The organism is Pantoea phytostimulans (genome assembly GCF_046118715.1).
GTDB classification, from domain to species: domain Bacteria; phylum Pseudomonadota; class Gammaproteobacteria; order Enterobacterales; family Enterobacteriaceae; genus Pantoea; species Pantoea phytostimulans.
In genome coordinates this window covers 1,225,007-1,240,578 of the sequence record NZ_CP173698.1, presented here as the reverse complement: position 1 = coordinate 1,240,578, position 15,572 = coordinate 1,225,007, and the positions used below count along the sequence as shown (strand labels likewise).

Genomic DNA, 15,572 nt, shown 5'->3' with positions numbered 1-15,572 from the left:
AATCAGAGGATGAGACTATGACAGTTATTAACCAAGCAACTTGCAGATTGTTTACCGAAGTCGGACATACCACACAGCTGGTGGCGTACTACGAAGAAGGACGACGCACCATGTGGATGATGTTGCGGGCGCAGCCGCGTCCTAGCTTCAACCATGAGCTGATAGAGGAAATCATGAATTTGAGCTATGCCGCACAGCGTTCTGGCTTACCGATTGATTTCTGGGTAACCGGTTCTTTGGTACCGCAGATGTTTAATGCGGGTGGCGATCTGCGTTTCTTCGTTGAATGTATTCGTAACAATCGCCGTGAAGCTTTACGTGCTTATGCCAGAGCCTGTGTGGATTGCATTCATTCTGCAGCACGCGGTTTTGATACCGGCGCGGTGACGCTAGCGATGATTGAGGGCAGCGCATTAGGCGGTGGCTTTGAAGCGGCGCTGGCGCATCACTTCATTCTGGCGCAGAACAATGCACGCATGGGATTCCCTGAAATTGCCTTCAACTTGTTCCCTGGTATGGGCGGTTATTCATTGGTGGCTCGCCGCGCAGGCATGAAACTGGCAGAGGAGTTAATTTGTGAAGGTGAATCTCACAGTGCGGAGTGGTTTGAAACGCGAGGACTGGTCGATAAAGTCTTCCAGCCGGGCGACAGCTATCGTGCAACACGCACATTCATTGATACGTTGCGTCCGAAGCTGAATGGTGTGCGGGCTATGCTCAAAGCGCGTCAGCGCGTGCTGCAATTAACACGCGCTGAGTTGATGGATATCACCGAAGATTGGGTCGATTTTGCCTTTACCATTGAGCCAAAAGATATTGCTTACATGGAACGTTTGGTGCAGTTACAAAACCGCCACAGCGCCTCGTTGCGTAAAGCGGGATAGTGATGTAATCCAGCGTTAAACGCGGGCAGGATGCTTAGCCAGCCAATGCCCAAACTGCTCTGCGGGCATTGGTTTTGCGTAGTAGTAACCCTGACGCCCATCAACGCCACTATTGAGGATAAATGCTTCTTCAGCTTTTGTTTCAATGCCTTCGGCAATCACTAACAGATCGAGAGCCTTGGCGACGGCAACGATCGCACGAACCAGCGACTGAGAAACAGGCTGTAAGTTGATATCACGTATAAAACTTTGATCGAGCTTGATGGCATTGATTGGCACACGTGCTAATTGGGAAAGTGACGAATAGCCTGTACCAAAATCGTCAAGATGGACCTGGGCGCCCAGATCCTGGAACTTTTTCATTAGCGTCAGCGCTTCAGCTTCATTCTCAATCAAGCAGCTTTCGGTTAATTCGATATCGATTGGACAATCACTTAAACCGCCATCGGCCAATGCCTGTTTTAAATCGCTATAAATGCTCTGATCCAGCAGTTGTCGCGCAGAAACATTTACGGCTACGCGCAGTTCAATGCCTTGTTGACGCCAGGTGAGGATCTGTTTCAGCACATTGAGCATGACCCAGCGGCCCAGCGGCACAATCAGGCCAGATTCTTCCGCATAGGGGATAAATTCAGCCGGGGAAACCAAGCCTCGTTCCGGTGAGTTCCAGCGCACTAACGCTTCCGCGCTGCGTATCTGCCCATCGCTGTCGACTTTAGGCTGGTAAAAAACCGTTAAATGATCCAGCTCCAGCGCTTTACGAAGGTTGGTATCAAGCCATAAATATTCAAATACGCGTTGGTTCATCTCAGCGGCGAAAACACAATATTTACCGCGACCATTCTCTTTTGCGTGATACATCGCAGTATCAGCATTGCGAATCAGGCTTTCACGGTCTTCGCCATGCAGCGGGGCAAGGGCAATACCAATGGAGCAGCCGCTATAAACCTCAATGAGTCCAATGCGGAACGGTAAACGCAAACGCTCCAGAATGCGAGACGACATCGCTTCCAGCGCCGCCTGGCTAGTATGTTCAGCCAGCACCACGAATTCATCACCACCCAGACGTCCCAGCGTTTGATCTTTACCCAAACAGCTAAGAATCGCCAAAGAGACAGCTTGCAGCAGTTGATCGCCAAACATATGGCCGTAAGCGTCGTTAACTTTTTTGAAATTATCCAGATCGAGATAAACCACACCGGTTTCATCGCCGCCTGCTTGCTCTAGTGCCAGGCTCATTTGTTGATGAATTGCGTTGCGATTAGGCAATCCGGTCACCGTATCGGTGTTTGCCAGCACCCGTAGACGTTCCTGGGCCCGTCTTTCCTCGGTTATGTCCGTTCCTGAACAGATGAGGAAAATTTCATTTTTTCCGCTACCGCTGTGCACGAACTTATTACGAAACAGAAACAGTCGCTGGCCTTTTTTAGTCTTCACCCAGCGTTCAACTTCGTAGGAATTGCCGTCGCGAAAGAATCCGGCGATGTTGCGGCGTGATGCTGCAGCTTCCTGTTTACTCATAAACAATTGAAAGACGTTGCGCCCAATCACTTCATGTTCATTCAGGCCGGTATATTCTTCACTGAGGCGATTAAAACGTTGAATATTGCCGCGCTGATCGAGAATCACGATCACCGAATTAGCTTCTGAAACCACTTGCTCAGCAAATGAAAGACCCAGCGTCAAATCACGTGCCACGGCAGAGGTATCACCCCACGCAGAAGCCGTTCCGCCCCAGGATGACTGGTTTACCTTGCGGCCCACCAAGTGCATCGGAACCGGCACGCCGTGTAGCGGCAGCGTAAGATTAATTGTCGAGGTGATCACTGGCATTGCGCGGATTAAACTGGCCTGGCCCGGCGTCAGCGGCAGGGCAATGTTGGTATTTGACGATTCGTCTTCAGCAAAATGCAGCGCATCGCTGTCCGCGGTTAGACGCCAATGAGGGCTGGTTGTACCAAATAAGGTATACAACAAGGTTTGCCCTTGTTCATCGGTCATGGAACTTCCTCCGGGAAGTGCTCTGCAGGCGTTATCTCATTATTTTAGCAACAGTATTCATCATCTGACGCGAGCACAAGATGCAAACTGAATATATTTTGTTGTCCAGCTATGAATGGCACAAAAAAGCCCCGTAAAAACGGGGCGATGGCGTTGATTTAGCAAGGGCATTTACCCAGTTTCCCCGCTTGGCTTGGAAAGCGAGCATCCAGGCAATAACGATGAAAATCTCGCTCTGTCATTGCTGTCTGATCGGGATGATGGTTCTGCATATGCTGTAAATATTTTTGATAATCCTGAACGCCGACCATTAAGCGAAAGCTCTGTTGTAAACCTTGCCACAGCGCGCGCCAGCTAAATTTCGCCGTATCTGGCGCTGATAGCCGCTGGCAACGTTCAATTTGCCATACGCCTTGTGGACGTGTAGCACGATGAATGGCATCAAACATGACGCACCTCCTTACGTAACGCTGGCTCAGATTCATGGGTAGTCGGCACGTTACTGCGCAGGGCGCGACGAATAACAAACACCGCAGCGATTAACATCGTGACCGCCACCAGCATGAAGAATCCACACAAAGCGGCATTGATTTGGTTGCTAAAAACGATGGTTTGCATATCGGCTACAGTTTTTGCTGGCGCAAGAATCACGCCTTCATCTAAACCTCTACGGAATTTATTTGCCTGCGCAAGGAAACCGATCGAAGGTTTTTCATGAAAGATTTTCTGCCAGCCCGCAGTCATTGAAGTAATAAACAGCCAAATCGTGGGCAGAATCGTGACCCAGGCGTAACGCTGTTTCTTCATCTTAAACAGCACTACCGTTCCGAGGATCAACGCCATTGAAGCCAGCATCTGGTTACCAATACCGAACAGTGGCCACAAGGTGTTGATACCGCCAAGCGGATCGACTACACCCTGATAAACGAAAAAGCCCCATCCCGCGACAGCTACCGAGGTACCGGCCATGTTACCTAACCACGAACGGTTGTTGGCCATTGAGGGCACCACGGTGCCGACCAAATCCTGCACCATAAAGCGGCAGGCGCGTGTGCCTGCATCAACAGCGGTAAGAATAAACAGCGCTTCAAACAGAATGGCGAAGTGATACCAAAACGCCATCATGGCGCGGCTGTTGAACACTTCCGTAATGATATGCGCCATGCCAACCGCAAAGGTCGGTGCGCCACCGGCCCGTGATAGAATCGATCCTTCACCAACGTCACGTGCAATGCCGCTCAACACTTCTGGCGTTACCACAAAGCCCCAGCCGTTAATGACCTGAGAGGCATTTTCAACCGTGGTGCCAATCAGCGCTGCCGGAGAGTTCATGGCAAAGTAGACGCCCGGATCCAGCACCGATGCACAGATTAACGCCATGATGGCGACAAAGGATTCCATCAGCATCGCGCCATAGCCGATAAAGCGAATATGACTTTCGCGCTCGATCAGTTTTGGCGTAGTACCGCTTGAAACCAGCGCATGGAAACCAGAAATCGCGCCACAGGCAATGGTAATAAACAAGAAGGGGAAGAGCGCGCCGGAGAAGACCGGGCCGGTGCCGTCAATGAATTTCGTCACCGCAGGCATTTTCAACTCTGGCATGGCAAACACGATGCCAATCGCCAAGCCAACGATCACACCAATTTTAAGAAAGGTTGAGAGATAATCACGCGGCGCTAACAGTAACCAAACCGGCAGCACCGAAGCGATAAAGCCGTAAATTACCAAGACCCACGTCAGTGACGTGCCTTTCAACGTAAAAAAGGGCCCCCAGTAGGGATGTTGTGCCACGTCGCCACCGTAGATAATCGCGGCCATCATCAGCACAAAGCCAATCAACGAGACCTCAGCGATTTTACCGGGGCGGATAAAGCGCATGTAAACGCCCATAAACAGCGCGATCGGTATGGTGGCGGCAATGGTAAACAGTCCCCAAGGACTGTCCGCTAAGGCTTTCACCACGACCAACGCCAGCGCCGAGAGAATAATGATCATTACGCCCAGCGCACCCAGCATAGTAATCACACCAGCAAAAGCGCCTAACTCCTGACGCGCCATTTCACCCAAGGAGCGTCCGTCACGGCGCGTGGAAATGAACAGAATCAAAAAGTCCTGCACTGCGCCAGCCATCATTACGCCGACCAGAATCCAGATTGTGCCCGGTAAGAACCCCATTTGGGCCGCTAAAATTGGGCCAACCAGCGGACCTGCGCCAGCAATGGCAGCAAAGTGATGGCCAAAAAGCACCCATTTGTTGGTTGGGACATAATCCAGCCCGTCGTTAAGACGTTCGGCAGGTGTGAGGCGACGGTCGTCCAGTTCAAAAATGTTGCGCGCAATAAACAGGCTGTAAAAGCGATAAGCGATGCTGTAGCAGGCGACAGCGGCAATGACCAGCCAAACGGCGTTGACGTGCTCGCCACGGTTTAAGGCGAGCATGGCAAACGCGCCCGCGCCGATTAACGCCACCGCTAACCAGATGACTCCGGTTTTGACGTTTTTCATGACTAACTCCTTGTAGGGATCGAGAGAGAGGCGATCGAAAACAACGAGTTAAACTTAATGTAATGGAATGTAAGTGGAAGTTAATCGATAGAGAAGTGTGAGGCGAGGTACAAATTTAACATTTAGGCAAATAATTTGGGGAAAGTGCGGGACAACCTGAGTTGTCCCGCAAATTTTCATGCTTATACCGCTGGGCGAGCCACAACGCTACGTGTTTCCATGCGCACTTCAGCGATGGTCACGTCAATAACGTCGGTGACGCGGAAAGCGACTTCACCTTTGATCTGAACCGTGCCGTTTTCCTGGCTGCAGACCAGTTCATCACGCACCGCGTGAATAAACGGGGCAGGGATAAAGGCGACCGCGCCGAACTCCAGCAAACGGACGCGCATACCGCCACGTGACACATCAATAATTTCGGCACTGAATTTACGATCGCTGCCAGCGAACGGCGACAGATAGCGCGCATACAGCCAGTCACCGACATCGCGTTCAGCCATGCGATTCAGACGACGACGCTCACTCATGGTCACGGTCAGCGCGCTATCCGGGCGAGCAATGTCATCACCCCGGATAATCGCTTTCAGCAAACGATGGTTGATCATGTCGCCAAATTTACGGATCGGCGAAGTCCAGGTTGCATAAGCTTCCAGGCCTAAACCAAAATGTGGGCCTGGTTCAGTGCTGATTTCAGCGAAAGTCTGGAAGCGACGAATGCGGCTGTCGAGGAACTGCGTTGGCTGCGCATCGAGTTCACGACGCAGCACGCGGAAGCCTTCCAGCGTAGTGATCGCTTCCGCATCCACGGTGATGCCGTGTGCAGCCAGCACTGTTGCTGCTTGCTCGGCATTGGTCGCATCAAAACCGGCATGAACGTTGTAGATACCAAAGCCGAGGCGTTCACGCAGCACTTTGGCCGCGCAGACGTTGGCCAGGATCATCGCTTCTTCGACAATGCGGTTAGCGATGCGGCGTGGCTCGGCAATGATCTCCAGCACTTCGCCTTTTTCACCCAGAAGGAAGCGGTAATCTGGACGATCTTTAAACACCAGCGCATGGGTTTGACGCCATTCGCCGCGTGCCAGGCAGATGCGATGCAACAGTCGAATCTGGTTCGCGATCGCTTCGTTCTCGGGTTGCCATTCGCCGCTGTTTTCCAGCCAGTCAGAGACGTCGTCGTAAACCAGCTTGGCTTTAGATTCAATCCACGCAGCAAAGAACTGTGGATCTTCGCCTAAAGTGCCGTCTTTTGCCACGGTCACGCGGCAAGCCAGCGCTGCACGGCGCATATTCGGACGCAGCGAACACACATCGTCAGAGAGTTCGCGTGGCAACATTGGAATATTGAAGCCTGGCAGATAGTTAGTAAACGCACGTTGCGCCGCCACTTTATCGAGCTGGCTGCCTTCTGGCACGTAAGCGGTGGGGTCGGCGATGGCGATAGTCAGACGCAGCGCGCCATCGTTCAGTTCCTCAACGTACAGCGCATCATCCATATCTTTGGTGCTGGCGCTGTCGATGGTGACGAAATCCAGTGCGGTGAGATCTTCACGCGTCAGTTTCTCATCCATCATTTCGCCAAAGCCAACGTCTGGCGCTTCACGCTCAAGGTTATGGCGCGACAGCGTCACCCACCATGGCGCAAGGTGATCGTCAGCTTTGATAATAAATTCGGTCAGTTCAGCATAAAAACCGCGGTCGCCTTTTAGCGGGTGGCGGCGCATCTCAGCCACTGCCCAGTCGCCAGCTTGAAAATCATGTGTCACACCACGGGCCGGGCGGCACTGGATGGCATCTTTCAGCAGCGGATGATCCGGGACAATTGAAAGACGATCGTCTTTCTTCTGCACGCGGCCAACAAAGCGGCTCAGAAACGGTTCAACCAGCGTTTCTGGTTCAGCACTTTCACGGTCTTTATCGCTATGGATGATGGCAACGATGCGGTCACCGTGCATCACTTTCTTCATCTGCGGAGGCGGGATGAAGTAGCTTTTTTGCGCATCAACTTCGAGGAAGCCGAAGCCTTTTTCAGTGCCTTTTACCACACCTTCGGCGCGAGGCGTTTGCGAGTGGAGCTTCTCTTTGAGCTGCGCGAGCAGCGGGTTATCCTGGAACATAATTTTTTTAGTTTCGTGGCCTAAGAGCGGCTGACAGTTTTACGCGAATCGGGGTCGCGCGGCAAGGCAAAAAGCCGCTTAGCGCGGCTTTTTAACAATGCTGTAACAAGGGTTTTAGGCAATTCGCTGACCGGGAAGTGCCTGTGAAAGTTCGAGTTTTACCGGTACCGATTTCGAGGTTGGCGTACCGCTGCCGTCACCAAAGCTATTGAGTGGGACCAGCGGGTTGGTTTCGGGATAATAGGCCGCGAGATTGCCGCGCGGAATATTGTATGGCACCAGCTTGAAGCCGCTGACGCAACGCGTAATTCCGTCGTTCCACAGCGTTTCGATATCAACCAACTCACCTTCACTGAAACCCAATTCGGCCATGTCATCAGGGTTAATAAACACCACTTCGCGCTGGCCGTACACGCCGCGATAGCGATCATCGAGACCGTAAATCGTGGTGTTGTACTGGTCGTGGGAACGCAGAGTTTGCAGGGTAAACGGCACGTCAGCACTCAGGTTGGGAAACAGTGACGTTGGCAGTGCTGCGTGGCTAAATTCTGCTTTTCCTGACGGCGTATTAAAACGCAATTCCGCTGCGGCATTGCCCAGATAAAAACCGCCCGGCAGGTCGCATTTTTCATTGAAATCAGTGAAGCCTGGGATCGTGGCGGCAATATGATCGCGGATCAGGTTGTAATCACCGGCCAAATCCAGCCATTTTACTTTGTCATCACCGAGTACTGCGTGTGCAATACCTGCCACAATCGCCGTTTCTGAACGCTGCGTATCCGCCAGCGGCATGCCGATACCTTCAGAGGCGTGCACCATGCTGAATGAATCTTCCACAGTAATGAACTGATTGCCGGTCGCCTGCTCGTCACGCTCGGTGCGACCCAACGTCGGCAGAATCAATCCTTCATGCCCCGGAACCAAATGGCTGCGGTTCAGCTTGGTACTGATGTGCACCGTCAAACCGCAACGCGACATCGCTTCTTCGGTAATCGGTGAATCTGGCGCTGCTGCAGCGAGATTACCGCCTAAAGCGATCAACACTTTGACTTCATCACGTAGCATGGCATTCAAGGCTTCAACGGTGTTATGGCCTGCTGCACGTGGGGGTTCAAAATCGAAATGTTTGCCCAGCGCATCAAGGAACGGCTTAGCCGGTTTCTCATCGATGCCCATGGTGCGGTTGCCCTGAACATTACTGTGACCGCGAACCGGACACAGGCCCGCGCCTTTTTTACCCAGTTGCCCAAACAGCAGTTGTAGGTTAGTGATCTCACGAACCGTATCAACCGAATGTTTGTGCTGGGTAATGCCCATCGCCCAGGTACAAATTACCCGGTCGGCGCTTTGATAAATCGCCGCGGCTTCACGGATCTGCGCCTCAGTCAGACCTGATTGCGCCACGATCTGCGCCCAATCGGTGTTATCAACTGCTGCAAAGTACGCTTCAACGCCTTGCGTTTTGGCATTCAGAAAAGCCTGATCGAACAAGCCACTTTCACCCGCAGCCAGACGCGCACGGTGCGTTTCCAGCAGCGTCTTCACCATGCCGCGTACCGCCGCCATATCACCCCCCAAATTCGGTTGGTAATAAGCCGAACTGATGGTGCCCGCTTTAGACGTCATGACTTCAAGGGGTTTTTGTGGATCGGCAAACCGTTCCAGACCGCGCTCACGTAGCGTGTTAAAGGTTACGATCTTCGCGCCATGATCGGCAGCGTGACGCAGGCTGTGCAGCATGCGTGGATGGTTCGTTCCCGGGTTTTGACCGAAGACAAAAATCGCGTCAGCGTGGTCAAAATCATCCAGGCGAATCGTGCCTTTACCTACGCCGATACTGCGCTTCAGGCCAGTACCGCTGGCTTCGTGGCACATGTTGGAGCAGTCAGGGAAGTTATTCGTGCCCATCAGGCGGCCAAACAACTGATAAAGCCAGGACGCTTCATTACTGGCGCGGCCGGAGGTGTACAGCTCCATTTGATCAGGATTATCCATCGCCTTGATATGGCGTGCAATTAGCGCGAACGCCTCATCCCAGCTGATGGGTTCATAATGATCGGTTTCGGCGTTGTAACGCAGCGGATGCGTTAAACGGCCCTGATATTCAAGAAAGTAATCACTCTGCGCGTAAAGCGTATTAACGCTGTGCTTAGCAAAGAAGTCCGTATCGACGACACGACGTGTCGCTTCCCAGGTGACCGCTTTTGCGCCGTTTTCGCAAAAGCTAAACGTACTTTTGTTGTCATCGCCCCATGCGCAGCCTGGGCAGTCAAAACCGCGGGCTTTATTCATGCGTAGCAGATTACGCATATTTTTCAGTGCAGCTTTGCTGTCAAAGACGAAACGCGTGGTAGCTTCCAGTGAACCCCAACCGCCCGCTGCGGCACGGTAAGGTTTGATTTTGCGTTTAAATTTCATAATGAGTGCAGGCTTATTTTTATTGGAAAATATTGTAGAAAGTTTGTTATCAGGATATGGCCTGATGGTGAAGGGAAGTGTGCCGCTCTGCATAAAAGTTGTCTAATTGATTGACTTAATGGTGCGATAGTCACTGTTTATCGTGCATTTGACTTAAATGTGATGTTGGTCAAATTTTACTCGCGTTTAACCCGGCGTTTACGGGTGAAGTTTCTACATCGCGCTAATACTGTTTTTTCACAACAGAAGAGGGCGCGATACCATGAAACAGCTGACCAGCCAGATTCATGCTTTTGGCAAAGCGTTGATGATGCCGATCTCGGTCATTGCCGCTGCGGGGATATTTCTTGGATTGGCAGCAGCAATGCAAAATCCGGCGATTACCGGCGATGCGTTTGCGCAGATGCAGGTTCCACAATTAATCATTGGCTTTATCCGCAAAGTTGCTGGCGCGCTGTTCGCTAATTTGCCGGTGTTTTTTGCCGTGGCCAGTGCCATCGGTTTGGCCAAAGCAGAAAAACCCACGGCGGCTTTTGCAGCCGTGATTGGTTACATTGCGATGAATGTCGGTATCAATGCCACGTTGGCCGCCAAAGGCTTAACTGCCGCTACGACCACGCCAGAAGCGTTACAGCAGGCGGGCATGGATCAAACCACGGCGATGATGACCTCGGCGGAATACATCGAGATGCTGGGCGTCTTCACCTACAACATGAGTGTGCTCGGCGGCGTCATTGCTGGCTTAGCAACAGTTGCGCTACACAATCGTTTCTACACCCAGCAGTTGCCCACGGCGATCAGCTTCTTTGGAGGGCGTCGCTTTGTGCCAATTGTCACCGTGGTCTGTTTACCGCTCATCGGTGTGCTGTTAGCAATGATATGGCCAACCATAGGTCAGGGCATTGCCTGGATCGGTCAGATGATTGGTAAAAGCGGACAATATGGCGCTTTTCTGCTAGGTGCCTTCGAGCGCATCCTGATTCCTACCGGCCTGCACCATATTCTGAATGAAACGGTGCGTTTTACGCCGATTGGCGGTATGGCGACTGTTGATGGCCAAAGCGTTGTCGGTGCATTGAATATCTTTAATACCTCTTTAACCCATCCTGGCATGATTCCAGATGAAACCATTCGCACTGCCACCCAGTTTCTTGCGCAGGGAAAAATCCCAGTAATGATGTTTGGTTTACCCGCAGCGGCGCTGGCGATTTATCACACGGCAAGGCCAGAGCATAAGCAACGCGTCAAGGCGCTGGTGATGGCGGGAGCATTAACCTCTTTTACTACCGGTATCACTGAACCGCTGGAGTTCTGTTTCATCTTCGTTTCGCCGGTGCTTTATTTACTGCATGCCTTCCTGACCGGCCTCTCATTTATGTTGATGTCGATGCTGCACTTGATGATCGGGAACGTTCAGGGTGGCGTTATCGATTTAGTCGTATTTGGCATGCTCGGCGGCAGCAAAACGCATTGGTGGTGGACGCTGGCGTTGGGCGTGATTTATGCACCGCTCTATTACTACGCTTTCCGCTTCGTCATTACCCGAATGAACGTAGAAACGCCAGGCAGAGAATCTGAGGATGAAAAACCGCAGGTGGTTGCTGCCAACGAGCGCACCCAAGTGATCATCAGCGGTTTAGGCGGCCATGCGAATATTGAGGATGTTGATTGCTGTTTTACGCGTTTGCGCGTCCGGGTTAAAGATATGAAGGAAGTCGTTGATCAGACTTTAATGAGCACTGGCGCTAATGGAATAAACCGTGTCAGTAATAACGATGTCCAGGTCATATATGGCCCGCAAGTTGAAAAAATTGCGAATGAAGTAAAAACAGCATTGGGTGTAGCCTAAAAGCGAAGCGGCAGAACGTTGAAAGGTTCTTGCGGTTTATTCTCTCCGCGTTGCAGCAGGGTTATCTGTTCACTGTTGCAACGTAATTAATGTTGAGTATATAAGCTTCTTTTATGGGTTTAATTTTATTAATCTTATCCACAGTAGATAGGCGCGGTTAATTACCTGAAAACAGCACTCTGGTCTGACCATGTGGCATATTCCCCCCTTTTTCAGGTAAACTCTGTATGTTCAGCGCTAAGCGCTCATTGTTTTTCTGAATAAAAGACTGGAGGTCAGATGAATAATGTCATACTGAGTATGCTTGCTAAAATTTCGAATATGGATGCTCAAGCTAAACAGCTAGCCGCTCGAGTAGAAGCGCAATCTCTGATGATGAGTGCCTTGCTTTTGACCATCGGCCAAAATGGTGGACTGAGCGAACTCATTGGCAGCGTGAATAAAGCCATCAACTCTGTCATGGTTGATCCCTATGATCCCTATCGACCTGAAGCAGAACTCCTGCTGCAAGAGTTCCAGGATATGGTTAGAGTTTCCCAAATGATCGCCAAAGAAAATGCTGTGCTTAACTCCGGCGATACAGGCCCTTTTGATGCAAAAAATGCCTAAAATTATTAATGCTGACTTTCACGCTTAGTGATCTTTTATAATTCACCACCAGTAATAAACCGCCTTTTCAGGCGGTTATTCACGTATGTTAAGCGGCCATTTTGCGGCATGCTTCAGCGCAGTGTAGACACGCTTTTGAGCATTGCTGGCAATGATCATGCTGATGTTTCCCACACTCTTCGCCGCATTGCTGACAAATATCCGCGCAAATTGCACATAATGCTTTTGCGGCATCGCTGTCCAGTGCCATAAATTGCGCGCTTAAACGACAGAGGCTGGCGCATTGTGTATCCAGTCTGATGCAATCCCGCATCATTTCTAAATTCTCTTCTTTTAAACAGGATGCGGCACAATTATCACAGGCGGCAGCGCAGAAATAGCATGCTTCGATGCAATGACGATATTGTTCAATCATATTTCCTCCTCAATTTATTCCACCTTAAGTCTGAAAATAAAACCGACTTTATGCAAATCAGTAATATGTTAATAACTATTTCAGCGGCTGGTTTATTATATCTAACAATAAAAAACCTCTTTTTACTTTTAAGTAAGGGGAATAAGCAGGGCTGAAAAAAGCACAGCCCAAAGAAAATATTTAATGAGAAGGCAGCGCATAAGCCATCACAGAATCCCCTGAGGCTGTACCCAAACCTCCGTGTCCTCCCGCCGCAATAACCACATATTGTCTGCCATCTTCACCTTGGTAAGTCATCGGCGTAGCCTGGCCGCCTGCCGGTAAGCGGGTGCGCCACAGTTCTTTTCCGCTGGCTTCATCATAAGCACGCAGATAATTATCGGCCGTTGCCCCCATGAAAATCAGTCCACTTTGAGTAATGACGTTGCCGCCCATCATAAAGATGCCGGTTGGCAGCGGAGCGTTAGTATGTGTACCGAAAATATTCATATCGCGCGTCGTGCCAGCCGGACGTTCCCAGATGATTTTGCGGCTGGTGAGGTCGATGGCGTATAACTTGCCCCACGGCGGTGTGCTACACGGGGCACCTAATAGGCTGAGCCAGGGTTTGACGACTGCCGCCCAAGGCGTGCCATATTCAGGACCCACCGCGAATTCCTTAGGTTTTGGATAAGGTTGACCGCTGGCCCAGCCTGCCCATTTCTGCATCAGACCTTGCTTAATAGCGTCGTCACTTTTCATCATTTGCATGGTGAAAGGGATATAGCTGGTATTGGCAATCATGACATTATGGCGCGGATCAATTGATGCACCGTACCAATCCATTACCCCATCAAAGGCAGGATAAGCGATGGAAGTTCCCGCTGCTGGTGGCGTGAAATTACCCTGATAACGGTAACGGTGAAACTGAATGCGGCACCAAAGCTGATCAAACGGCGTAGCACCCCAAGTGTCGGTTGCTTTTAATACGGGCGGGGCAAGGTTGGGCATACCCACGGAATCAGGCTGCGTTGGTGAAAGATGTTCGCCCGGTAATGAGGGCGAGGTGGGAACAGATTTTTCATTCACTTGAGCCAGCGGCTTACCGGTTCGACGATCCAGCAAGAACAACTGCCCCATCTTTGTGGTTTGCACCAGCGCATGCACACCTTTTCCATCTGAAGTGGGCAGGTCAACTAACGTTGGACCAATCGGCAAGTCAAAGTCCCATACGTCATGATGCACCGTCTGGAAATGCCATTTTTCTTCGCCGCTATGAATGTCGAGTGCAACGATTGAGCTTGAATATTCTTCGTCAAAAGTGCGTCTTCCCGCACCGTAGTAATCCGGTGTGGCGTTACCCAGCGGAATATAAATCAAACCCAATTTTGGATCGGCGGTGTAGGTTCCCCAGCCGTTTGGTGTACCGCGTGTATAGGTTTCACCCGCTTTTAACGGCGCATTCGCTGGATTTCGACCCAAATCCCACGCCCAACTCAATTCACCGGTTTTCTCATCATAGGCACGCACAACGCCTGAGGGTTCGCCCGTGGTTTGATTATCATATATCCAACCGCCTAACACGATACGACCTTCCATCACCATCGGCTGCGAAGTGATGTAATGAAATCCAGGCGGCACGTTGCCCATGTGATCGGTAAGAGAGACATAACCATGTTGACCAAAAGATTCGCACGGTCTGCCGGTGCGTGCGTCCAGCGCTACCATGCGCGCATCCGCCGTAGTCGTAATGATTTTCTGTGGGCAGGTCGCATCACTATCAACCTGGCTCCATGCCACACCACGGCAGGCAAGGTATTCATTAGCTGAAGTATTCGATTTCGGATCAAATTTCCAACGCTGTTTTCCTGTGGTGGCATCCAGCGCAATCACTTCACGATGAGGCGTACAAATGTACAAGCTGTTGCCCACTTTAATGGGTGTCACTTCAAAACTGAACTCACGTCCTGCCTTGTCTTCGCCTTTACGCATGACATCACCGGTGTCATAACGCCATGCCGGTTTTAATTCATTTACGTTCTGCGGCGTAATTTGCGTTAGCGGAGAAAAGCGTTGTCCAGCCGCCGTGCGCCCGTAATGTTTCCAGTCATTGCCGTTATCTTCAGTGGCTGAGCGCTGAGCAGATTGCACGGCGGGAAAGGGGAGATGATGAACAAAGCGGGCGTCAGTGACTTGCCAGCCGCTGTAAAGAATGCCGCCGATAGAGAGAAGATAAATCAATGCGGCAGCCAACGTTGAACGGCGTTGAGCAGCAGCCGTGATGATTGGACGCACAACCCAAGGCATGCAGAGCCAAATGCCAAGAATTGCTGGCGCCAGAAGACGAGGCATTAATTGCCAGCCATCGAGTCCCACTTCCGTTAATGACCACACCACACAAATCAAAAAAGTGATCAAATAGAGCCAGATACCTGACGAGCGACGCCGTAAAAGTTGAATGCCGCTGATTAAGAAGCCAATACCAAACAGCAGATACCACGGCGTGCCGCCTGAAAAAGCCAGCCAGCCTCCGAGTATCAAATAAGCTAAACCAAACAAGCTGACCAAAAGACCACTTAGCGTTGGCCAAAAACGCAGCGATGTTGATGCCACAATACATCCCTCTGTAAAAGATTGTCAGTAAAGCCTATAGAAAAACTGACACTTTGCAGACGGCATGCTTTAAATCACACGATTTTTCCAAAATACGCCTATTTTTCAATGCGATTTAATTGGTAAATTATTGTCTCTGAAGTTTTCGAACCCTTATCGGCATACCGTTTCCGGGTTCA

At 51.0% G+C, this 15,572-nt stretch carries 10 protein-coding genes; 3 read left to right on the top strand and 7 right to left on the bottom strand.

The features are described 5' to 3' along the window. The first annotated feature begins 17 nt into the window (after positions 1-17). Positions 18-884: a crotonase/enoyl-CoA hydratase family protein gene (locus ACF2G4_RS05845; RefSeq protein WP_215846711.1), complete on the top strand. Its 867-nt coding sequence runs from the start codon at positions 18-20 to the stop codon at positions 882-884. Between the two features lie 15 nt (positions 885-899). Here the strand turns inward: ACF2G4_RS05845 and pdeR are convergent, their stop codons facing one another. From pdeR to ACF2G4_RS05820, 5 genes are all read right to left on the bottom strand, one after another. Next, the gene (pdeR, locus tag ACF2G4_RS05840) at positions 900-2,885 is read right to left on the bottom strand and encodes a cyclic di-GMP phosphodiesterase (protein WP_409075689.1); all 1,986 of its coding nucleotides are present in this window, start codon (positions 2,883-2,885) and stop codon (positions 900-902) included. 158 nt (positions 2,886-3,043) lie between these two features. Further along, positions 3,044-3,334, bottom strand: coding sequence for a YbdD/YjiX family protein (locus ACF2G4_RS05835; protein WP_215846713.1), 291 nt, complete (start codon positions 3,332-3,334; stop codon positions 3,044-3,046). Continuing rightward, positions 3,327-5,393, bottom strand: coding sequence for a carbon starvation CstA family protein (locus ACF2G4_RS05830; RefSeq protein ID WP_215846714.1), 2,067 nt, complete (start codon positions 5,391-5,393; stop codon positions 3,327-3,329). The genes ACF2G4_RS05835 and ACF2G4_RS05830 overlap by 8 nt, the downstream gene beginning before the upstream one ends. 182 nt (positions 5,394-5,575) lie before the next feature. After that, on the bottom strand, positions 5,576-7,510 hold the full coding sequence (locus ACF2G4_RS05825) for an exoribonuclease II (RefSeq protein WP_243077841.1): 1,935 nt from the start codon (positions 7,508-7,510) through the stop codon (positions 5,576-5,578). A 114-nt stretch (positions 7,511-7,624) separates the two neighbouring features. Next, entirely contained in the window at positions 7,625-9,928 is a 2,304-nt protein-coding gene (locus ACF2G4_RS05820) for an FdhF/YdeP family oxidoreductase (protein ID WP_409075688.1), read from the bottom strand. A 262-nt stretch (positions 9,929-10,190) separates the two neighbouring features. Here ACF2G4_RS05820 and ACF2G4_RS05815 point away from each other — a divergent pair, with 262 nt between their 5' ends. Further along, the gene (locus ACF2G4_RS05815) at positions 10,191-11,777 is read left to right on the top strand and encodes a PTS transporter subunit EIIC (protein ID WP_243077843.1); all 1,587 of its coding nucleotides are present in this window, start codon (positions 10,191-10,193) and stop codon (positions 11,775-11,777) included. Between the two features lie 279 nt (positions 11,778-12,056). Beyond that, the gene (iraP, locus tag ACF2G4_RS05810; protein WP_215846716.1) at positions 12,057-12,386 is read left to right on the top strand and encodes an anti-adapter protein IraP; all 330 of its coding nucleotides are present in this window, start codon (positions 12,057-12,059) and stop codon (positions 12,384-12,386) included. 88 nt (positions 12,387-12,474) lie between these two features. Here the strand turns inward: iraP and ACF2G4_RS05805 are convergent, their stop codons facing one another. Further along, positions 12,475-12,801, bottom strand: coding sequence for a four-helix bundle copper-binding protein (locus ACF2G4_RS05805; RefSeq protein ID WP_243077844.1), 327 nt, complete (start codon positions 12,799-12,801; stop codon positions 12,475-12,477). A gap of 180 nt (positions 12,802-12,981) precedes the next feature. After that, positions 12,982-15,393 (bottom strand): membrane-bound PQQ-dependent dehydrogenase, glucose/quinate/shikimate family, encoded by a 2,412-nt coding sequence (locus ACF2G4_RS05800; RefSeq protein ID WP_409075687.1) that lies wholly within the window; start codon positions 15,391-15,393, stop codon positions 12,982-12,984. Positions 15,394-15,572: the final 179 nt, after the last annotated feature.